We start from the raw sequence: 22306 nt of genomic DNA on the forward strand, positions 1-22306 counted from the left end.
TATGTTTGATAAAAAGGGCTGTAGTTTTAATGAACTAACTACTGTTCTAAATAATGCCTTGTTGCAAAGCCTTCCATACCAAATGGGCAAACTGACTGTTTGACCAAGCAAACCAATCCCTCGTGAAGTTGGTAGGATCATCCTTATGGAAGCCTTCATGCATAAAGCCGGTGTCAGCATCCGTTGCCTCCATGATATCGATCATTTCCCTGATTTCATCCGGATCCACGGCGGTCAAACCTTGCATTGAATAAGCGAGATGCCACACGAAGTCCGTCGGTGTATGAGGGCTGCCAATACCGCTAAGGCTCTCGCCTTTGTAATAGTAAGGATTATCTTCGCTCAAAATGAAAGCTCGCGTGTTCAAATAGATAGGATCGTTTGCATCCGCGAAGCCGATATAAGGCGCAGATATCAGACTTGGCGTACCCGCGTCATCCATCAGGACGTGATTGCCGAAGCCGTCTGTCTCGAATGCGTACATGCGTCCGTACTTCGGATGTTCCACGATACCGTACAATTCAATAGCATGCCGGATTTCTTCTTCCATTACAGCCATGCGAGCTGCAAGCTTCTCATCTCGGTATACGTAACGGACGATTTCGCCCATGTCGCGAAGGGTTACAGCGGCGAACATATTAGACGGAATGTTGAAATGGAAATCGCAAGCATCGTCGCTTGGACGGAATCCTGACCAGATCATGCCAGTCTCGTTGACCAGCATACCGCGCCCTTGCCTCCGCAGCGTATCGATCATGATTCCATTATGACGCTGGAACCTGTACGTCGAGAGCTCACCATGCTGCTGCTCGATCTGCCAAACGTCCAGCATCGCCAGCAAAGAAGCTTTGAATTGCTCATTGAATATGCCCGTCCGGCCCGTTTCCTTCCAATAATGATAGGCTAGACGGAAAGAGAAGCACATGGAATCGAGTTCGAATTTGCGTTCCCATACCCAAGGCGAACTTTCCGTTTCGTCTCCGGAGTTCCAATGCCAGTCATTGGCGGTTTCGTTAAACGCGTTAGCATAAGGATCAATGCTAATATAGAACATATGACGATTAATGACTCCCTCCAGAATACGCTGTAGCTCGGGGTCTTCCTTGGCAAACGGGACATAATGCATCACTTGCTCCACGGAATCCCGCAACCACATAGCGGGGATGTCTCCTGTTAGGACAAAGGTAGTCCCGTCCTCCAGCAGCTTTGTTGTCGTCTCCAGCGTATTTGGGAAGCAGTTCTGAAATAATCGGTTAAGCTTCGGCCGATGAGCGAGCAGCTTCTCCGCTTCCTCCATCGCCTTTACGATGGAAGGCGGCAGCTTCAGCTCGGGGATATCAATTTGTGGCAAACGATGGTTTTTCATAGTGTTGTTTCATCCTCTCTCCATACTTATTCGGGTGGAAGTACATGCAAGTCGACCCCAAGGAGCGACTCCGCGTGGCCGCCTATTTGGATACGGAACTGACCCGGTTCGACGATGCGGCGATAGTCCCTTCCTACGTATTGCAATTGTTCCTTTGCGATCGTAAACTGGACGGTCGTCGATTCGCCAGGCTCCAATTGAATTTTCAGGAAGCCCTTCAATTCCAAAGCTGGCCTCGTTACGGAACTGACAACATCCGTTACATAAAGCTGAACGACCTCCTGTCCCGCCATTCCGCCGATATTCGTGACGTCAACGCTTACGGCGCAGCTCTCATCCGGCTTTATATTAGTTTTGCTTAGCTTGATGCCGTCATACTGGAAAGATGTGTAGCTAAGGCCATAACCGAATGGATATCTAGGTTCTAGGTCTGTCTCCACATACCGCTTGCCTTTGGTCCGCTTCGTATTGTAATAAATCGGAAGCTGTCCCGAGTGCTTTGGAATCGATATTGTGAGCCTGCCGGACGGGTTGTAATCGCCGAATAGAACGTCCGCGATTGCATTCCCGCCTTCCTGTCCGGGATACCAAGCCTCTAGAATCGCATCGGCGTGTTCGTCGATCCACGGTTCTACGATCGGCCGTCCGTTGATATAGACGACGATAAGCGGTTTGCCTGTCTTGTGAAGCTCTTTCAGCAATTCCAATTGAACGCCTGACAAACTCAGTTCCGCTCTGTCAAATCCTTCCCCGCAATCCATATCGCTTAAGCTTGACTGATCGGTAATAATCGCAGCACCCGTCTTCAAATCTATCGTTCCTTCGCCGAAGTCCCTTGCGCTGGAACCGCCAACTACGGCTATGATCGCTTCTGCAGCCTGCGCGATTTGGAATGCGTGCTCGAATCCTTCCTTCGACGGATCTTTAATGCGGCAGCCCGGCGCATACATGACCTCGCTTTGGCCAACGCATTTCCGCTGAATGCCATCCAGCACCGTCACAATTCCGGAGCGCTCCTGCGGCGATGTATAATCACCCAATTGATTATAGATGTTGTTCGCGTTAGGTCCGATGACCGCGATTTTGCTCAAGTTTGTTGACAACGGCAGCACCTGATTGTGGTTCTTGAGCAGGATTATGCTTTCTTGCGCCATTCTTCCCGCCAACTTGATGTGGCTTTCTTGGCCGATAACCTCCGAGGCCCTGTCTGGGCTCGCGTATGGTCTCTCGAACAAGCCTAGCTCAAATTTCTGGTGAAGGATGCGGCGCACTGCAAGATCAATATCGTCTATAGAGACCTTTTGATTGTGTACGGCATGCAGCAAATGCTTGCCGAAGCTGTCACCGGACATTTCCATATCGACGCCCGCAAGCAGCGCCGCGCATGCTGCATCCTCTTCACTTTCTACTACTTGGTGGCCGCCGCAAAGCATATTGATCGCTCCGCAATCGGTAATGACGAATCCATCGAATCCCCACTTTTCTCTCAAAGTTCGGGTAAGCAGCTCATGATTTGACGTGCATGGCACGCCATCAATTTCGTTGTATGCCGTCATGATCGACAGCGCACCGGCCTGCACCGCTCGCTCGAAAGGCAACAAATCCTTTTCGAGAAGCTCCCTCGCGCCGATTCGAGCGGGCGCCGCATTGCGTCCTCCTTCGGAGCTGCCGTAGCCGGCGAAATGCTTGAGTGTTGCGATAACGGTATCATCAGAAGCGATGGACTCCCCTTGCAAGCCTTCGACTGCCGCTACCGCCATCTCTCCGATAAGATACGGATCCTCGCCGAATGTCTCTTCCGTCCGTCCCCATCTAGAATCGCGGACGACGTCGAGGACAGGGGAATAAGTGACCGTTCCCCCTTGTACCCTCGTCTCTGCTGCAATCGCGCGGCATACTTCTAGATACAGCGGCGTATTCCAGCTGCTGCCCATCGCAAGCGGCACTGGGAATACCGTTGCACCGATGGCCATATGCCCATGGGAGCATTCCTCCCCGAACAAGATTGGAATACCAAGCCTTGTATGCTCAATCGCGTATTTTTGAATCAGATTAATAACTTCCGCCCCTTCGCGGGGCGATAATCCCGACTCCAGCGTTACTCCTGTCCAAGGATCAGCTCGCAAAACGCCGTAGAGTGAGCCGACGCTCCCCCTTTCGATATAGGCACGGAATGTTTCCGTCAGCTCTATTCCGTCTTCCGTTCGTTCGTATGCCTGCCAGCCAAAGGGTTGGATAAGCTGGCCGATTTTTTCCTCTAGCGTCATGCGGCCCAGCAGATCATGGACCCGCTTTTCCGTCGATATTGAAGCATCTAAATACTTTTTCACTTTCATCATTTCGATCTCCATGCCAAGATACCCGCATTCATGCTGCGGCAAGTGGTCATCGCTGATTCAGGCTTATTGAGCGCTTCGCCCCATGCGACAAAATATCGGAATTCATAGAAGCCGCCTAACGTTGCCGTAAAGTTAGTTTCCCAATAATTGTTCATTGCCCATGAATAGAGATGGCCTGGATCCTGCTCCAGCTTCTCGTCCCCGTTCAGTAATCGGAAGCCATGTTCAAGCTTACCTAGTTGAATAAGCGGTGTATCCGGCATCGCTATTGACACGCCACCTTGACTTCCCATGTAAGCGACGCCTTCCCCGATGCAATAATAATCGGCTAGACTTCCCGGCAATTGATCCTTGCGCGGACGAGCTAGCGAATCCATTTTATCCATCCACAACTCCTGCTCGCCGTCCATAATGGGACCTCCGAAAGGCAAGGAAATATACAGATTCTCCGGATCCCATATGCTGTCCTTATGCATACGTACAGCCACATCCACGCGAGGTCTGTCTGTATATGCCGTAACTAGCAATGAATAATGGGAGCATCCCGCCACCTCGAACGTCAACTGAACTGTACCGTACACATCACCCTGCGCAATTACTTCCGCACTCGTCAGTACCCCTGTCGAGACAATCGCATCGGCTCCTTTACGGTTGCGGCCCATCTTGCGTCTAACTTCATACATATCCTTAACGCTGGAAGCACGGGTTATGTCATATACCGGCGAGAAGGCATGGTGATTGCGGTCAGAGCGCAGCATTTCCGCCCCAGTACGCTTGTCAATCCAAGATGTAATCCCATCGCCCTTCTTCCATTCCATCCGGACAAATGGCGTTTCCAAATAAGTCGAGGTGAAGTGGAATGTTTTCTCTACATGCGATACGTCGATATCCATCATCCTGTCAGACCCTACGTAATCCGTCGTGTATGCTGTCTTTGCTTGACCATTCTGCACAGGATGAATCATCAATATTTTCTCTTCTCCGGCTTGAAGTGTCACTGGTATGCTGACGATAACACCCCTCGGCGCAACTCTTAGCTGAGCAGGATATACTTCTCCACTTCCTTCGACACGTGCTTCGAATCCGTCCTTGATCAGGTCGTAGTGCCAACCTTCCATAATTAGATGGGCAACGTCTTCTTGTGCAAAAGGATTAGGATTGTGCAGTTTGAACCGCATCGGCCGGTCTGGCGCGAGCAGCGCATCCCCTTTATGTTCCAAAATATCATACAATGCGCGATGTGCGAGCGTGCTCGCATTGGCGGCAAACGCCTCCTTGCGGACACCCAGCTCCTGCACGAAGGGATTCCAAGGCTCTGTCACAGAGGAATGGTAGCCCCAAGTATGCTCGGCGAACAACGTCAGCTCGTATTCCATCGCTCTCATCGCCTCAGCAGTCACAATCTCTCCGTTTGGATCAAGCTGCTTCACTTTCCGATGGACGCGCTGCGCCTCTCGGAATACTTGCACATGCTTCGGCGTTGAACCAACGCCATCCGTCCACCAATCTGGCCAATCGCCCCGGAATACTGGAATATCGTCGGGATGCTGTTCTGCATGACCACGTACCGCGTCAAAAAATTCATCCAACGTACACGGTACGATTTTGATTTTTTCGCTATGCTTGCTGTTCCACTGGTTCACGAAATCCATAAGCTGGGCATTCGGAGAACTGTTGTCCGTCGGTAGCCCGGACATCATAACAGGTGCGAATGGGAACGGATAACCGTCCGCACGCAACCGTTCCAAATACCTCGGAATACGTGCTTCCGCAATCTCGAACGTAATGCCCTTGGTCGTATCGAATTCATCCTTAATTGTATAAGAGCCACCGATACCTGGAATTAATCCCAAGTCGTTGCCGAAGACGTAATGCTCCCCGTTCCATGTCAGAAGCCTTTCGCCATTTGGCATCTCCCACCAGAAAGGCTGCTGCTTCTTCCATAGTGGATACATCGAATGATGAGTATGGATGCAGGTAATCAAGTTTTGAATACCCGCATTGAGCAGCACGTCGCCATACCCCCAGCTAAAGCCCGTAATATCAGCTGTCATGGCAGACTTCACCGGCATTCCAATCGATTCTCCGTAAGTACGAACACGATTAATCATCGCTTCAAGCAGATCTTTGCCGACAAGCTCGCTCATATTAAGATAAGTGCCTGAAAGTCCGATATCTCCGCGTCTTACCGCTTCAGCAAACTCCAACTTTTCCTGCTCTGCAGCCTTTTCGAGGAACGCCTCAATTGGCCAAAACGTTTCGCAGACCCATTTAAATCCATTCCATTCAGGGCGACGTCCAGCCTGAATTTCGCGAAAAATATGAAGTGCCTGCCGTATAAAATCGACGTGATATTGTTTGATCTTCTCTTGTCTCTCCGTGTACCCCACATCAGTATGCGAGTGATGAATCGCGTAAATTGTCCAAGGTTTAGTTCCAGTCTCCATTAGCAATCGCTCCTTTAATTATTCTTTTACCCCGCCCAAAACCATACCTTTCACGAAATACTTCTGCAGGAATGGATAAAAAGCAAGAATCGGCAGCGCACCTACGAAAATTTGCGCGGCTTTTACTGTTCGGTCCGACACGGAGGCTAAATTCGCCAGCTGCTCCGCGGACATGTTGGTCAAGCTCGATTGAACGATAACGGTTTGCAGGTAACTCGACAGCGGATAGTTATGCTGCGAATTCATAACCACAAGTCCATCAAACCAGGAATTCCAATGCATAACGATCGTGAACAGCATAATCGTAGCAATGGAAGGCATCGACAGCGGCACAAATATACGCCATAGCGTAGTCCAGTGTGTCGCGCCATCTACAAATGCCGCTTCTTCCAGTTCTTTGGGCAGCCCTCTAAAAAAATTCAATAATAAAATGACATTGAATACAGGAACAGCTCCAGGAATAACTAATGCCCATATGGAATCGAGTAGCCCGGTCGCGCGAATCGTCATATACCAAGGAATCAATCCCCCGCTGAACAAAATCGTAAAGACGAAGAACCACGCGTAACCCGTCCTGAATTTCAGCTCCTTGCCGGTTTTGGACAGCGGATAAGCAATAAGAATGGTTAAAACCATGCTAATGACTGTGCCTAGAACAACCCTCTCCACCGTAATCCATAACGAAGTAAGAAACTCACTCTTGGATAACACGAATTCATAGGCTTTGAAAGTCATTTCCTGAGGCCATAGCTTTACGATCCCAGCGCTTGCCGCTACATTTGAGCTTAGGGATACCGCCAAAATATGAATAAGTGGTATCAAACAAGATAATGCGATCCCAATAAGAAAGACATAATTGAGTGTGTGAAATAAGCTTCGTCCAAATGATTTACCTTCTACCAAATCGGTTCTCTCCTTTCCTAAAAAATGCGGTAATCAGCAATTTTGTATGCCAGCCAATACGAGATAGATACAAGCGCAAAAGAAATAATTGATTTGAACAAGCCAAGTGCGGTAGCTACACCGTACTGCATATCCATTAACCCAATTCGATAAATTAGCGTATCCAGAATATCTCCACTCTCGTAAACTAGCGGACTATATAAATTAAATACTTGGTCAAACCCTGCATTTAATACATTTCCTAAACTTAATGTCGCCATCAAAATGATAACCGGCATAATACCTGGAAGGGTAATATTCCATGTTTGCTTCCATCTGCCCGCGCCATCGATCATGGCTGCTTCGTACAAACTAGGATTAATCGTTGTCAGTGCCGCTAAATAAACAATCGTACTGAATCCGAATTCCTTCCAAATATCCGAAACGATCAAGGTTATCGGAAACCAAGTATTATCTCCTAGGAAAAAAATAGGTTTAATTGAGAAGATGCCTAAAAACTGATTCAGCAATCCGTTGGACGGTGACAAAATATCGATGAATACGCCGCCCAGAATAACCCATGATAAAAAGTGAGGAAGGTAAATTAGCGTTTGAACCCATCTCTTCACATACATTTTGCCAACCTCATTTAGCAAAATAGCGATTGTAATCGGAACAAGAAGCCCAAACACCATCTTAAGAACAGCGATATAAACCGTATTCCAGAGAACCTGCCCGAAATCAGGCATTTGAAACAAATATTCGAAATTTCTAAATTCTACCCATTTGGAATCGAACAAACCTTTTGACGGAATATACTTTTGGAACGCCATCAATACCCCGACCATAGGAAAATAGCAATAGATCAATACGATCACGATGCCCGGTATTAACATCAAGTGCAACGGAAGCTGCCTGAGTCCCTTATTTGTGTGCAAGATGTCCACTTCCTTATTTCGAATCTCAATTTGTCTGTATAGAAGAAAAGGGGCAAGCCATAAGTATCTTACCCCTCACACTTGGATTATTTCTGTGAAGCGTTCCATTCATTGACTTCTTGTGTAATTTGATCGCCGCCAAGTGCTTTCCAATCCTCAACGAACTTATCGAATTGATCGATCGAAGCAGCGCCGTAAACGATTTTCGTGAAGATTTCAGTCTCCATCTTCTCCAATGTAGCTTTTTTCTCACCCATCGTATCGGTAGGAGCTCCGCCGTATCCTTCAGCGATCACTTTGCCTTCATCCGACAGCTTCTTCAGCACCATCATCGCTCCTTCTGGACCGTTCTGGTACATTTCACCGTAGAAATTCAAGTCTCCGCCTTCAAATGCCTTGATTTTATCGTAGGTTGATTTCTCTTCCGGGTTCAGCTTGGACGGATCTCCGATCTTGATCGCTTCCGCTACGTTCACCGAACGGTTGATATCCTTATCCGGCGCAAACAAATCCACCATCGAATATTTAGCAACCGTAATACCGCTGCTGTCTACTCCATATTTCAAATAATCTGCAGTTTCTCCATACAGCTTCTCCATGAAGAGATTTGCCATCTTGACCGCAATTTCAGGATGTTTCATATCCTTCTTGACTACATAGTAGAATGATGCGCCAAATGGCATTTGCACGGTGGCATTTCCGCCATCGACGGACGGGATCGGAAACGCTCTCCACTCTGCGGCACCGTTTTTCTTTTTGTTATCTTGAAGCGGCCATTGTGAAGCCCAGCTTGGTCCAAACAACATCCCTATACGGTCGCCGACCAGCGATTCCGCAACTTTCGAGCCGTCTTTTACGCCAAATTCCTTATCCAGTTCGCCGTTCTTGTACAGTTCCGCAAGCTTGGCAAGCGCTGATTTGACTTCTGGTTGGATGCTTCCGTACACCAAGCTGCCTGATGCATCTTTTTTCCAAATCCGAGGATATGCGCCGTAAGCATTCAGGAATCCATTCAGGGAAGGATATCCGTTAATGATATCTTTGCTTAGCGCGATGCCGAATGTATCCGCTTTGCCGTTTCCGTCAGGATCTTTGGTCGTGAAGGCATTCGAAATTTGCAATACTTCTTCCCAAGTTTTCGGCTCGGTAAGACCCAGCTTCGTCAACCAGTCCGTACGCAGCCATAGCAACGGTGTTTGCGCGCCGATCATCGGCTCCGTCTTCGGAATTGCATATAATTTACCGTCGAAAGTAACGGATTGCAAAGCCTGCTTGTCCTGCTCGAAAACGCTTTTTACAGCTGGAGTTGCATATTTCTCATAAACCGAAGTCAGATCCTCCAACATATCCGATTCGACCAATTGCTTTAATTGAGAGGAGTTAACCATCATGAGATCGGGTATTTCGCCGGAAGCGATGGATAGGTTAAGCTTCTGGAAATATTGTGCGTCTGTGCCTTTTACAATCCAATCGTATTTTAGATTAATACCCATTTCTTTATAGAGATCTTCCCAGGCGTTTTTCGACTCCGATTGACCTTCCGGATATACCACGTCTTGCGTGATAAATTTCGCCGCCGTGACATCAATAGGAGGATCATATTTGCCAAGCGGTTCAATAACAGCTTCTCCTGTCCCTTGATTTCCAGAATTAGCACTCCCGCTTTGTTCGATGCCATCGTCTTTGCTGCCGCAGCCTGCCAGCACAACGGAACATACCAAGATGTTTGCGAGAATGATACTAAATTGACCTTTTCTCTTCATCATGAACACCCTTTTCTAGTTAGTTTTCTTTGCTACGGCTTCATTATAAAAGTAAAGCGAGTACGCTAACTAGTTTCCATTCGTGACATTTGTATCTTTTATTTACACGTTTGAATCCCTCTTCAGTTCGCGGTATTCCTGCGGCGTTAGATGCGTCGCTTTTTTGAAAAAACGATGGAAATACTGGGAAGACAAGAAACCGAGCTCGGATGCAATCTCATGCACCTTGTAACCATCTTGTTCCAGCATACGCTTCGCTTTCTCCAGCCTAATTTCGTTGATATAACTGGACAAACCTTTACCCGTCAGTTTTTTGTACAACCTGGAGAGATAGGAAGGGTTGTGCCCCACCACCTCGCCAATTCTCGACAGCGATAAATCCCCAGAAAGATGGCTCGCTACGTAATGCTGGATTTTCTGTATGAGTTCATGCTCTTGAACGACCATGCCGGCATGCTGCCATTCAAAAATATTTTTGGCGTAAGATGTGAATTCTTCGCAAATTTGATGCCAGGAACGGTATCTTTCGAACTGCGTAAACCGTCCCAAATCCTGATCGGTGTGAGCGTCATTACTCGAATGCAGCAAGCCATGAGGCAGGAATACTGCGACAAGCAAATAGTATAGCTCCATCTGCACAGCGCTTGGGAAAGCTCCTGAATGCGACGCGAAAGCAAGCAGCTCCTCCAGCGTTTCAATTGTTGCTTCCTCCTGTCCGTTCTCCATGCAGGACTTCAAATAGGAAATTTTATTAAAATGAACCGAAGTAAGACGCATCTCGGCGCTACTGTTCTTAGTTTGGGGCATAAATTCAGGCTCCAGCAAAATCAGCTCGCTTCCGAATCCAAGTCCGCTATGGAAGAGCAGATTAAGCCGCTCGAACTTATGCGGAACGTCATACCATTCCGAGAAGCTGTTCGCAAGCGCCAGAGACAGAGGCAGCTTTAGCAAATTAAGCGATGTCAGTTGAATTTGTTCCAACATTTCGCGAACGAACAGGAATGTTCTTTTGAAAGCGCCTTGATCAGTTGGAGTTTCGGAAGGCTGAATAAACCAAACCATTTTGTTTTTGTCATAACTCATAGAGATTACTTTCGTGAGCGGAGATAATAATTCGTTCGTCATATTGTCCAGTGCAAATTGGAACAGTGTTTTGTCCATCAAGCTTTCCCGTTGTCCCCAATCATCGATGCGCACAATCATGAGCAAGCAAGGAACGCCAGCATCCAGAGGAATCTGCAGATCTTCGAATTTATCACGAAGCGAATGCAGCGACCTATCGTCCCCTTGTATCAGCTCGTTCAAATACTGCTTCTGAATATACGGCAGCGCGACCTTCCTTTGCCGGCTCGCCTCGATGAGCTGCATATCCACTAATTGCTCTTGATCAAGCTGATTGGCAACAGCGAGAATGCATTCCACGATTTTGGCATTGCCTTCCGTCTTTAGAATATAGTCCGCACTGCCATGCCGAATCGCTTGCTGAATATAAGCAAAGTCGCTGTGACCGGTCAAGAAGATCACTTTGCACCTAGGCCACTGCTTCACAATCTCGCCCTGAAGCTCCAGACCATTCATGCCAGGCATCCGAATATCCGACAACACAATGTCTATTTTTACTCTTCCGAGCCACATCAACGCCTCCTGCGACGTACCCGCCGAATAGATCTCCAATTCGGGTTCCGTCAACCGGCTGCATAACTTCGTAAGCCCCTGCAGAATAAAAGGCTCATCATCTACGATTAATAAGCGGTACATCTTACTCCTCCTCTATCTTGACAGGTATTTTCATCGCAACACCCAAGCCGCCTAGCTCGCTTCGGAATACGTATAGCCCAGCCGATAGGCCAAACTTGATCTGCAGCCGCCTATGCACATTGACAACTCCCGTCGTTTCAAGTTCTGAAGCATCCTGAAGCTTGAACTTGAGCCGCATAAGCTCGTCTTCCGTAAGCGCGGTGCCATTATCTTCGAAATAGATACAAAGGAAGTTGTCCCGCAATTCATTCGTTATTCGCAAATGACCATTTGATATTCTGGACTCCAGTCCATACTGGTAGGCATTTTCAATGATAGGCTGCACGATGAGACGCGGTACCAGCAATTCCTCCCACCTCGAGGGAATCGGTTCCAACGAAACATTGATCCTGCTGCCGAACCGCATCATCTGGATATTCAGGTACGCTTCAGCATGCTTCATCTCTTGCCCTAGTGACAGCTCTGACTTTGCATCTCTCGTAATAAACTGAAAGTAGTTGCCAAGATAGTGTACGAACTTCCTTGCATTATCCAAATCCTCGAATTCGATCAGCTGATGCAAAATAAAAAAGCTGTTGTACAGAAAATGCGGGTTGATCTGCGACTGCAGCTGTCTTAGTTCAGACTGCTGACTCCTAATTTGTTGCTCATATACTTCTTGTATCAAGGATTGCAGCTTAGATACCATCTTATTGAACTGTTCCGACAGGTCCGAAAATTCGTCATTACTCCTCTGTGAGACCCTAACCGCTAGCTGGCCCTGCTCTACTTTTCGGAAGGCCTTTAACAGGTTGCGAACGGGATTCCGAATCGCTTTGAAAATCCAATACGAGAACAGCGCCATCACAATGATGGACAAAGCGAACAAGATCCAGAACAACGCATTATATTTGTCAAAGTCGCGCATAATGACGTCTTCCGGCGTGTATATTCCTAGCGAAAAATCATATCCTGACGATTGCCGTAGCGAAACCAAATATTTTTTCCCTTGGTTCTCGAATATGACGCTTTCAACTTCACCGCCTGACTGCCGAGATAATAATCTTTCGATTTCATCGGAAGTATTGGGCAACCCGTGATTAGTAATAACACGACCCTCCTGCTTGAAATAGAGGTAAGCTCCTCCTTGATCGGACATACTGCTTAAATCATCCATGATCATCCGCTGATTGATCTCGATCTCGATCAAGAAGACGGGAGCCCTGTTTTTGATCACGCTTTCCGGGTAATAGGAGCCCATCAGCAGCTTGTCGCCATGCCATACTAATGGAGATAATTGCTGCTGCATCTTGAATCGAATCGTTTCCAGTTCTTTGATCGATACGCCCTCGATGTAGCTTCCGGACTTTATTTGCTTATCAATCATCGGGATATAAAGAGTTGCACTCGCTATATAAGAGCTGGAGTCCTGCAGAAGAGCCACCTTTCTCTCCAACCGCAAAATCGCTTCTCGCAGCTCGTTTTCCGTCAAGGCCGGAGCTACTGTGCTTAAAGCCATAAGATCCTCGTCCACCAGTAAGGAACGTTTGAAATTTTCGATATTAACAATTTCATTCGTCAGTGATGACAAATAAAATTTCACATTGGTTTGCATGGATTGCAGAATTTGATCCCGCAAACTGCTGGCCACCTGCTTGTTCAAATAAATGCCCAACATGTACACAGGCAAAATCGCGATCAAGAAGCCCAGAAGCAGCTTAGGAAAAATTGTAAATCTTCTCTTTTGAAACCACATATCATTTCCTCCTGCCGAGCGTTTGCATCGATATCCATGATGTACTTACCATTCTCAGAAAAAAATCAATTGTTTGAACCCGTAGAAGCGTTCCATCATTGGAAAAACCCGACCGCAAAGGGTCAGGTTTTCATTAAATATATGGGTGAGCTTTACCAATCTTATTCTTGCCATATGCTGCATCGCCTGTAGGCGGCATGGAGTCTCCTGCTAATACATTATAGGGGGAACGCTAAAAGCGACATCATTACTGTTGTTATAAGTGCTTTTCTTCTTATTCTCACCGATCTTTCCTCCAAATAGTTATTTAGCCCTTAGAGATTCCTTAAGACAAATGGGGCTGGTATGACGGACAGACAGATCCTGCATTCACAAGTTTTATTGTTTCATTTTACAAAAAGTAATCGTTTCAAGTCTTTGAAAGATAAAGTCTTATTTTTGCACATTTCGGACAACTAGTTGATATTCACTTAGCTATTTATTTTCCCCCAGCAACTCCTTCGTCTTCGTTATTTTCACCCCCGTAATAAAATCGGATAGTCCTTCACCCGTTATGCGTTTATATAACCTAGATAAATAAGACGGATTATGGCCTGCCACCTCGGCAATTCGATTCAAGCTAAGATCGCCTGCCACATTGTGCTGGATATAACGCTGAACTTGACTTACAACATCCATCTCCTATACCCTTGACCCGATGATTTGTGCTCAAAAATCACTTCAGCCAATTTCCTCATGAACCTTCCAGCGATTCACGTACGATAAGAAAATAGAAATGAGCGTAAAATATATTTCACTTCTAGTACTGTCTGATTTCCCTTCAATCGTCCGCATGCCACTCGTCCCGGCGGTCATGGCAATCTTCGGCGATAAAGCTTGGTGGCTGCCTAAATGGTTAGACCGCCTGCTGCCGAACCAGGATGTCGAAGGTGATAAACTGATTGCACAGCTTAAAGATCAGGAGAGTACCTCCAAAATCAAGTCTAGCTCTCGTAAGGCATACTAATTTTATTAAATAAGGGGCTGTCTCAAAAGCAGTAAGCTCTCTAGCGAGATTACCCGCTCTGAATGATAATGTTGAACACCATGAATAAATGGCTGTACAGGAGACTATGCCTGTACAGCCATTTTACTATTCTGATCTATCGTTCCCATCATTTCTCCAATTACACTTTCCGATTCAATCATCCGCCGACCACAAGTTAGTAGTTGTATCTACTTTCGAGACTGACCCTTATTTTCACTTATGATTTCGAAATTGTCTTCTATAATCAGTCGGTCCAAATTCAGCATATTTTTTAGATTCTTCTATTAAATAGAGAACATTCGAATATCCAATACATGACAAAAGTGAACTCATAGGGATGTTCCTCTCAGAAAATTGTACTTTTGTATCGGGTTTTTTGTACATTTCTTTCAAAATAGTTTGAATATATTGGAATGGTAGTAGATTTCAACTGAAAGGAGATGTCTGAATGTGAAGGTGTAACGGTTGTTGTACCTATCATCATAATCGGACAAGTCATTAAGGCTAGTATCATAATAAAGGAGATGTCGCTCATGTTAAATATCCTTGATTTTGAATTTGAAGAGGTCCCTATCGGAGGTGGGTCTTTGCCCTTGGCTGTAAATGCAGGGGCTTCCGAACTACCACTAACTGAAATTTGGCTTAGTGTCACCGGCTCTAATCAGTATATCTTCATGTACTCTACCATTGGATGGCAAGCACAAATCACCACTACGTCTATTGCTCCCGAGCTTGTCTTCCGCATTCGGCGCGGCGGATTTGGAACGAATTCTCCGATTGTGTTTCAAACATCGGATTCTGCTTTGCTAATTGGAAACACGGCTATCAGTATGAATATTGGAATGACTACAGCATTTGATCACACGGAGCTCCCACCAACGTCAGTAATAGGAGTAGCACAACAATATTTCTTAACCGTTCAGAATATAGGAGTTGGCAATGCTTCCATTGTCGGTCCTGTAAATTTAACAGGGTTTGTATTAGGATAATTGAAGAATACAGCCAATGAAATCACCATAGTCTACAATAGAGGAGTTGTGATTTAAATGCTCAATATCCTTGACTTCGACAAGGAAGAAATTCCAATTGGTTCAGGGTCGCTCCCTTTAAATTTAACCCCAGGCCCCGAACTTGCCTTGACTTCAATATTCCTCAATATTTCCAGCACAAACGTCAACTTATTAATATCTGCTACCGTAGGATGGGAAGTACAACTGCTGAATCAAACCATCATACCTGAACTCATCTTCCGAATTCGCCGTGGAGGTTCGGGATCGAGCTCCCCCATCGTCTTTCAGATACAAGATTCTCAGTATTTACCGGACTTCCAACAATTCATTATGCCTATCAACTTTAATACTTCATTTGATCATTCTGAGAATCCTAGCCCATCAATCGTAGGTAGTTATCAACAGTATTATTTGACTGTTCAACAAATTGGCATCGGAAATGTATCAATTATTGGTCCTGTCAATTTAACTGGCATGATTCTCGGTTAAAAGCAGGGTCACCGATGTAATCTAAAAAAAGTGAGGAATAGACCTATGCCAAGTATTTTGCAATATGCTACACAGGAGGTTCCCGCAGGCGGCGGATCGTTGCCCCTAGGACTAACGCAGGGGGTTGAGATTCATTTAACGTCAATATGGTTAACAGCCACAAGCTCAACGAACCAGCTTCAATTCTGGGGAAATGTCGGTTGGGCGTTACAACTTCTCAATCAGGCTGTATCTCCCCAACTAACTTTTCGTATTCGTACGGGAGGATTCAGCCCAACAGATCCTATCGTATTTCAAACCACGGACTCCGAGCTATTTCCTGGTAACATGGGCTTTATAACTCAGGTATCATTTAACACTTCCTTCACTCATACGCAAGTACCAAATCCAACGTTAATTGGTGTCGCTGTACCCTACTTTTTGACCGTTTCCTATTTTGGCCTCGGAAACGTGGCCATTACCGGACCGATAAACCTTACAGGGCAAGTTCTAGAATAATAGAAGAAAACAACTTGTTCCTACAGTTTGTAGGTGACAAGTTGTTTTTCTCCATTTATAAAATCTACCATGAGGAGGACATCTATTTGACGAACATACCGGTTACTATGGGTACGCAATCACAGCAAGAGCCTTCCATTACCGTTAATACTTTGAACAACTTAACCGTCATTGTTACATCTAGCAGCATTTCTACAGGAACTTCCAGAATCAATGTATATGTGTCGCAGGATGGCGGGTTTACGTACCCAACCAGTCCGACGCTGACTCTACCTGTCGGTTTTACTACCCAAGGTAATGCTATAGGCACCTATGGCTATCGCAATACATTTATGATAGCCTGCACCGCACTGAACACGAATCCGGTCATGGATTCTTCTATCACCGTCTATACTTCTACAGATAATGGAGTTATTTTCTCCGCTCCGGTTATTACATGTGAGGGCTTTGGACAGCAAATATATAATGATAAACCCTTCATTCAACTCGATAACTCTAACGGAAGTCCTTATCTCGGTCTGGCACATGTTGGCTTTACACGATATTATGACAATTTCGCCACCTCAGGCACTTTTTATCAACGTTCTCTCGATCTAGGACAAACGTGGTCGATTCCCATTCTTTTGTCAGATCAAACGACAGGAACCGCCGTGTTCGGCACGAATGTAGCAATAGGACCAACGGGACAGGTCTATGTAGCATGGGCGCAGTATGCACCAGGTAATCCTCAATTCCTCATTCGACGATCCGATGATGGAGGTGCGACCTTTAATCCGATTGTTGTAGTATCGAATATTTCCCTCGTCCCAAGTCCCCTTCCCGTACCCGGATTCGCTTTCCGCGTCTTGACCAGCGCCTTCCTTGCGGTAGATATTTCGGCCAATCTCGGCCAAGGAATACTATACGCCGTTTGGCAAGGTTATCAGACTGGCTTCTCGCACATCTACTTATCGAGGTCAACCGATCAAGGAAATACTTGGTCGACACCGATTCAAGTGGATGACAGCCCCACTGGTACGCAAAATTTTTATCCGAATATTGCGGTTTCTCGTAGTACGGGACTCATCCAAATTGTGTATTACACGAATCGCGTCGACTCCAGTATGCTTGATGTTTATGGCACAACTTCAGGAGATGCAGGCGCCACTTTTGCTGTTAATACCCGCCTATCAGACACTTCATTTGATCCTAACGCAGATCCGAGTTATGGGGAGCCTTGCCCGTCTTTAGGAGACTATATTGATGTTGCATTCACATATCCCGACAGACAGATTACGGTATGGACAGGAATGATCAACAACATACAAAATATTATTTCAAACCTATAACCTAAATAAGCTATTTGCATTAGTTAGAATCTTGGTACCCGGAGCAACGTTCATAATACCGGCAGGTTTGTCATCCACATGGAGGGGCGCAATATATGCCGCTCCATTATTATTTCTGCTGTCAAATTGGCTATAACCTAGGGTATGAATACATATTCCAATCCCTTTTTTATGCATATGATGAATCAAAACGTCATAGTGGGGAGTTGTGTTATGAAAGCTTTGGTTACAGGAGGTGCAGGTTTTATTGGTTCCCATCTTACTGATATGCTTATCGATAGTGGCGCTGAGGTACACATTATCGACAATCTTACAACTGGATCAATAAAAAATGTAAATCCTGCAGCAATATTGCATATTGAAGATATAAATAGCGATTCATCTTCTCAAATCATTCAAACAGTTAAGCCTGATGTTGTGTTTCATATGGCAGCTCAGGTTGATGTTCAACGATCGATAGCCGACCCTGCATTCGACGCTAACGTAAATATCGTTGGTACCGTGCAGCTTATTCATGCTTGCAAGCAAGCTGGCGTCGGAAAAATCATATTCTCCTCTACGTCGGCCGTATATGGTGTCTCAAAAAAAGAACGCGCATCGGAGGATGCATTACCTTCTCCGATTTCCTATTATGGTTTATCTAAACATGCAAGCGAGTGCTATATTAGATTGTTTCATGAATTGAACGGCATTAACTACACGATATTACGTTATAGCAACGTATATGGTCCTCGTCAAACTGCAAAAGGTGAAGGTGGCGTTATTGCCATATTTATGAGCAACCTGCATAAGGGGCTTCCGCTTTTTGTGCATGGCAGCGGCAATCAGAATCGCGATTTTATTTTTGTGCAAGATGTTGTAAGAGCAAATATTGCTGCGTGCCGTCAAGGGAATCAAGAAACGATCAACATAAGTACAGCATTGCCTACTTCGATTAATAACTTAGTGCATAGATTAAATATGATTCACGGCTCAACCATAGATGTTGCACATGGCCCAGAGCGGCCAGGTGATATTATGGACAGCTGCCTCGATAATTTGAAAGCTGAACAAATATTGGCTTGGCGGCCGAAAGTTAGCTTGATCGAAGGATTAACACAAACTTATGAGTATTACCGTAAATAATAGGCTAAAGCGGCGATCGTTTCTCGGCATTCAGCCTGAGAGCGATCGCCTATTTTTTTCATTTCATGGCAACAAGAACCGTTGTAAAACCATCATCACGGCCTATAATAAGCTCATACGTCTCATTATCTTGTGTACATACCTGTTGGATACGAAAGCCACAATCCGTTAACAAGCTGGACAATTCATTAGGTTGATAATGGCGATAGTGATGAGGATTTACACCACCTAGGAAGTACGGGTTGTTCAAATGCGGAATAACCTTTTCATTTGGTGCTGAGATAAGAAGAATGCCGTTTACATTAAGAGAATCATATAGCTTCTGGACGAATGACCGATCATCCTTCATATGCTCGACGGTTTCGAAGCAGGTAATAACATCGAACTTTTGGATAGGAAGTTCTTCTCGAAACAATCCAGATAAGTCGCTTTTCACATAAACGGTTTTGTCGCAGTAGAAATGATCAATCGCCCAATTTAATGCATGATCCGATCGATCCACACCGACAGTCAGTATGCAAGCAGAGTTTGTAGCCAAGTAATGAGTGCCATACCCTGAGCCGCAAGCCGCATCCAATATATAATCTCCACGACGAATGTAGTTCAATGCAAAATGATATCGATAATGATGATCCATCATGACATCTTGGAAGGACGTCGCGTACATTCGTTCCATCTTCGTAATTTCGTCATCCATTCTCTTTCCTCCAATAACCAAAAAAATCAAACCTTTAAACGGGTAAATCTATCCGTGTCCGCGATATGAATCTATGAATCTACTATAATGTAATATCCAATTGAACAGGAAAGGAGCTGCGTAAATGGCTCAATTGATTGATTTTGCATCACAAGAAGTTTCTATTGGACAAATGTCGCTTCCTCTTAATTTGCCAGCTGGAACAGAAGTTTTGCTGACATCTATCTTTCTTAATATCGCTAATGCAAATGTGGAAGTGGAACTATCTGCTACCGTCGGCTGGGAGGCTCAACTATCACTGCTGCCCCTTGTTCCTGAAGTCATCTTCCGTATCCGCCGCGGTGGATTCACACCAGCTAGCACCCTCATCTTTCAAACTACAGATTCCGTTTTTCTCGGAGCTGGCAACTTGATACCGGTACTGACTTCTGACTTGACTACATCCCTTCAGCGTTCCGACTCTCCTGATACCCCTACAATTGCGGGTACCTATCAACAATACTTTTTAACAGCACAACTGAGCGGTACGGGCGGAGCGACGATTAATGGGCCCGTTACATTATTAGGATCAATTATCGGGTAATTAACTAATAAAAAGGAGTTGAGAATATGGCATTTTTAGTTGATTTTGCGTCACAAGAAGTGAAGCAAAACACACAGTCATTACCATTATTGCTGGCTGCCGGTACCGAAACGTTATTAACATCCGTATTTCTTAATGTCACGAGCACAAGCAATAAATTAGTATTGCAAGCTACGGTCGGTTGGCAAGCTGAATTACTTTTGCTTCCCATTGTACCCAAACTCACATTCCGCATCCGACGCGGGGGTTCTACGGTTGCATTCCCTGAGGTCTATCAAACAACAGATTCGGAATTTTTAGGAACAGGCGGGTTGATCTCGAACATCATAACAACAACTTTAAATCACGTAGAATCGCCTGATCAAAGCCTTGTCGGTTCGTTTCAACAATACTTTTTGACTGTACAAAGCAATGGACTCGGAACGATTACGGTTGTTGGTCCGGTTACCTTAATGGGTACAACGATTGGCTTTTAAATATCCCCATTCATACTTTTCTAAATAGGAAAGGAGGTGAAAGCTATGGCTGTAATCATTAATGACTACCAGTTTCAAGAAGTTCCCGTTGGAACAGGGTCTCTCCCCCTTTCTATTTCTCCCGGTTCGGAAGTGCTGCTGACATCTATCTTTCTTCAAGTTACTAGTGTAAACAACCGGATTGAGTTAAAAGCAACCATTGGCTGGGAGGCGCAATTACTCGTCCTGAATATCGTACCGAAGCTTCTCTTCCGCATTCGTCGCGGCGGAACGAGTGCCCCCGCGACGGTAGTCTTCCAAACGACTGATTCCGTATTTTTAGGAACCGCAAGTGAAGGTCCATGGGTACCGCTCGATTTCACGACTTCTTTCCAACACACCGAGACGGCTATTCCTGCTATCGTTGGCACATTCCAGCAATACGCATTAACTGTTGAACATATCGGTCAAAACGTTGCTACGATTATTGGTCCAGTTCATTTGGACGGTACCGTTCTTCTATAACACAATAGTCCGATACCTTTACCGTTTCTATACTAAGCAGTATGGCGAATTGATTTCCGTTAGGCTGGAAATCAATTCGCTCTTTGTTTAGATATCCTCGAAGATGTTCTGTGATCCCGTCCGTGTGTCCATCCAGACAATGAGTGCTGCGCCAGTTGCTTTTACAATTAGGTCGTTATAATCACCAATCGATGGTGTTGGAGTGCCTAATGACGGGTCCGCATTTGGATCGAAGGAGACGCTTGTCACACGAAGATTTGGCGCAAACGACGAACCGGCATTGTTTGATTCAGCTAAAAACACATCGATTAACGAGTTGCTTACACGGTTCGTATAGTACATCACCTTCACCCCGCCATTATCACGCGATACCGTTAAATTGGGCAAAATATTTTGCGATCCTGCCGGGCTATCATCTACTTGAATTGGCGTTGACCATGAAATACCTTTGTCAGTCGACCGTGAGAGAAATATATGTGCAGAACCTGTACGGTTGTCTTGCCAAGCAGCATAGACGATGCCTTCTCCGTTAAATGGCGAGATATCTACGGCTAAATAAGCAATCGTCAAGACGCGAAAACCAAAGGTTGGTACAGGAAGAGGGGTTGGAACTAGTGAGACTGTCGATATGGTAATAATAGGACCATAAGTCACTCCCCCATCATCTGATCTGCGCATAAGAAATTGCGGCGTTCCTGGACCATATTGCATCCATCCGACATAAATTTCACCTGCGGGACCAATTGCGATACTCGATCCAAAATTCGAAACATCTTGAACTTGGTTTGTTAATAGAAAGGGAGTAGACCAGGTTATCCCTTGGTCTAGTGATCGCGAAATCAAAGTTTCCGAGCTTTGAAAATTGTTGAAATAACGTGTAAACGCAATATACGCTTGACCAAGATACGGACTGCCATTCGACGTATCTATGCGGATTGACGGCTTGTCGTTATATACCGCGGTGCCAAACCCCTGGTTTACAATGATTGGGGTTGAAAAGGAGGCGCCATTGTTCGTTGAGCGGTACACGATAATGGACGAGTCCCTTACAGGGTTCACATTCAAAGCTGTCGCTGCAACTAGGAACAGATTAGGATAACCGTACGCAGCTACACCATCACCTGATGCCGCGAACCCCGCTGGAGGGGGATTCAGCATCTCGGTGTATGATGCACCGCCATTGATTGACCGGTAGATCGTCGTCATATTATTCCCCGAACGCAGATCATTCGTTGTTACAATGACAGTAGATTGATCCAGTGAATTTAGAGCGATGGATGGTTCTTGTTGAGGACCTGATGGGGTGATTTGTATGTTGGCCATGAAATCTTTCCTTTCAAG

The 22306-nt window shown here is 45.6% G+C and carries 19 protein-coding genes; 8 read left to right on the forward strand and 11 right to left on the reverse strand.

Translation table 11 applies throughout. The features are described from left to right. Positions 1–46: 46 nt before the first annotated feature. The 9 genes from AC0VYE_RS19790 to AC0VYE_RS19830 all read right to left on the reverse strand — a co-directional run bounded on the left by AC0VYE_RS19790 (position 47) and on the right by AC0VYE_RS19830 (position 13906). Positions 47–1366, reverse strand: coding sequence for a glycoside hydrolase family 125 protein (locus AC0VYE_RS19790; protein ID WP_475442671.1), 1320 nt, complete (start codon positions 1364–1366; stop codon positions 47–49). 26 nt (positions 1367–1392) lie between these two features. After that, on the reverse strand, positions 1393–3702 hold the full coding sequence (locus AC0VYE_RS19795) for a glycoside hydrolase family 3 N-terminal domain-containing protein (RefSeq protein WP_475449653.1): 2310 nt from the start codon (positions 3700–3702) through the stop codon (positions 1393–1395). After that, positions 3702–6152, reverse strand: coding sequence for a glycoside hydrolase family 38 N-terminal domain-containing protein (locus AC0VYE_RS19800; protein ID WP_475442672.1), 2451 nt, complete (start codon positions 6150–6152; stop codon positions 3702–3704). Before AC0VYE_RS19800 ends, AC0VYE_RS19795 begins: the two co-directional genes overlap by 1 nt. Before the next feature lie 18 nt (positions 6153–6170). Next, on the reverse strand, positions 6171–7055 hold the full coding sequence (locus AC0VYE_RS19805; RefSeq protein WP_339203079.1) for a carbohydrate ABC transporter permease: 885 nt from the start codon (positions 7053–7055) through the stop codon (positions 6171–6173). 17 nt (positions 7056–7072) lie between these two features. Next, positions 7073–7930: an ABC transporter permease gene (locus tag AC0VYE_RS19810; protein ID WP_475449655.1), complete on the reverse strand. Its 858-nt coding sequence runs from the start codon at positions 7928–7930 to the stop codon at positions 7073–7075. A 128-nt stretch (positions 7931–8058) separates the two neighbouring features. Beyond that, positions 8059–9738 carry an extracellular solute-binding protein gene (locus AC0VYE_RS19815; RefSeq protein WP_475442673.1) on the reverse strand — a complete coding sequence of 560 codons (1680 nt, stop codon included), beginning with the start codon at positions 9736–9738 and terminating at the stop codon, positions 8059–8061. Between the two features lie 99 nt (positions 9739–9837). Next, positions 9838–11493 (reverse strand): response regulator, encoded by a 1656-nt coding sequence (locus AC0VYE_RS19820; RefSeq protein WP_475442674.1) that lies wholly within the window; start codon positions 11491–11493, stop codon positions 9838–9840. A 1-nt stretch (position 11494) separates the two neighbouring features. Beyond that, positions 11495–13228 (reverse strand): sensor histidine kinase, encoded by a 1734-nt coding sequence (locus AC0VYE_RS19825; RefSeq protein WP_475442675.1) that lies wholly within the window; start codon positions 13226–13228, stop codon positions 11495–11497. A 474-nt stretch (positions 13229–13702) separates the two neighbouring features. Beyond that, positions 13703–13906 carry an AraC family transcriptional regulator gene (locus AC0VYE_RS19830; protein WP_475442676.1) on the reverse strand — a complete coding sequence of 68 codons (204 nt, stop codon included), beginning with the start codon at positions 13904–13906 and terminating at the stop codon, positions 13703–13705. 882 nt (positions 13907–14788) lie between these two features. On the opposite strand from AC0VYE_RS19830, the gene AC0VYE_RS19835 reads away from it, so the two are divergent. From AC0VYE_RS19835 to AC0VYE_RS19855, 5 genes are all read left to right on the forward strand, one after another. Next, positions 14789–15244 (forward strand): hypothetical protein, encoded by a 456-nt coding sequence (locus AC0VYE_RS19835; RefSeq protein WP_475442677.1) that lies wholly within the window; start codon positions 14789–14791, stop codon positions 15242–15244. A gap of 57 nt (positions 15245–15301) precedes the next feature. Further along, positions 15302–15754, forward strand: a complete 453-nt coding sequence (locus AC0VYE_RS19840; protein ID WP_441963371.1) for a hypothetical protein — start codon at positions 15302–15304, stop codon at positions 15752–15754. A 45-nt stretch (positions 15755–15799) separates the two neighbouring features. Further along, entirely contained in the window at positions 15800–16252 is a 453-nt protein-coding gene (locus AC0VYE_RS19845; protein WP_076265543.1) for a hypothetical protein, read from the forward strand. An 86-nt stretch (positions 16253–16338) separates the two neighbouring features. Continuing rightward, positions 16339–17580 (forward strand): sialidase family protein, encoded by a 1242-nt coding sequence (locus AC0VYE_RS19850; protein ID WP_083681453.1) that lies wholly within the window; start codon positions 16339–16341, stop codon positions 17578–17580. 213 nt (positions 17581–17793) lie between these two features. Beyond that, positions 17794–18705 carry an NAD-dependent epimerase/dehydratase family protein gene (locus AC0VYE_RS19855; RefSeq protein WP_475442678.1) on the forward strand — a complete coding sequence of 304 codons (912 nt, stop codon included), beginning with the start codon at positions 17794–17796 and terminating at the stop codon, positions 18703–18705. A gap of 58 nt (positions 18706–18763) precedes the next feature. Here AC0VYE_RS19855 and AC0VYE_RS19860 read toward each other — a convergent pair whose 3' ends face one another. Continuing rightward, on the reverse strand, positions 18764–19402 hold the full coding sequence (locus tag AC0VYE_RS19860; RefSeq protein WP_076265541.1) for a class I SAM-dependent methyltransferase: 639 nt from the start codon (positions 19400–19402) through the stop codon (positions 18764–18766). 124 nt (positions 19403–19526) lie between these two features. Between AC0VYE_RS19860 and AC0VYE_RS19865 the strand changes: the two genes are divergently transcribed. The 3 genes from AC0VYE_RS19865 to AC0VYE_RS19875 are packed head-to-tail and all read left to right on the forward strand — an operon-like array spanning position 19527 to position 20965. Continuing rightward, on the forward strand, positions 19527–19985 hold the full coding sequence (locus tag AC0VYE_RS19865; protein WP_076265540.1) for a hypothetical protein: 459 nt from the start codon (positions 19527–19529) through the stop codon (positions 19983–19985). A gap of 26 nt (positions 19986–20011) precedes the next feature. Beyond that, positions 20012–20461: a hypothetical protein gene (locus AC0VYE_RS19870; protein ID WP_076265539.1), complete on the forward strand. Its 450-nt coding sequence runs from the start codon at positions 20012–20014 to the stop codon at positions 20459–20461. A gap of 45 nt (positions 20462–20506) precedes the next feature. Then, positions 20507–20965, forward strand: a complete 459-nt coding sequence (locus tag AC0VYE_RS19875; protein ID WP_475442679.1) for a hypothetical protein — start codon at positions 20507–20509, stop codon at positions 20963–20965. A gap of 87 nt (positions 20966–21052) precedes the next feature. Here AC0VYE_RS19875 and AC0VYE_RS19880 read toward each other — a convergent pair whose 3' ends face one another. Then, positions 21053–22288 (reverse strand): sialidase family protein, encoded by a 1236-nt coding sequence (locus tag AC0VYE_RS19880; RefSeq protein WP_076265537.1) that lies wholly within the window; start codon positions 22286–22288, stop codon positions 21053–21055. Between the last annotated feature and the right edge of the window lie 18 nt (positions 22289–22306).

It is taken from the genome of Pristimantibacillus sp. Z349TD_6, assembly GCF_056173205.1.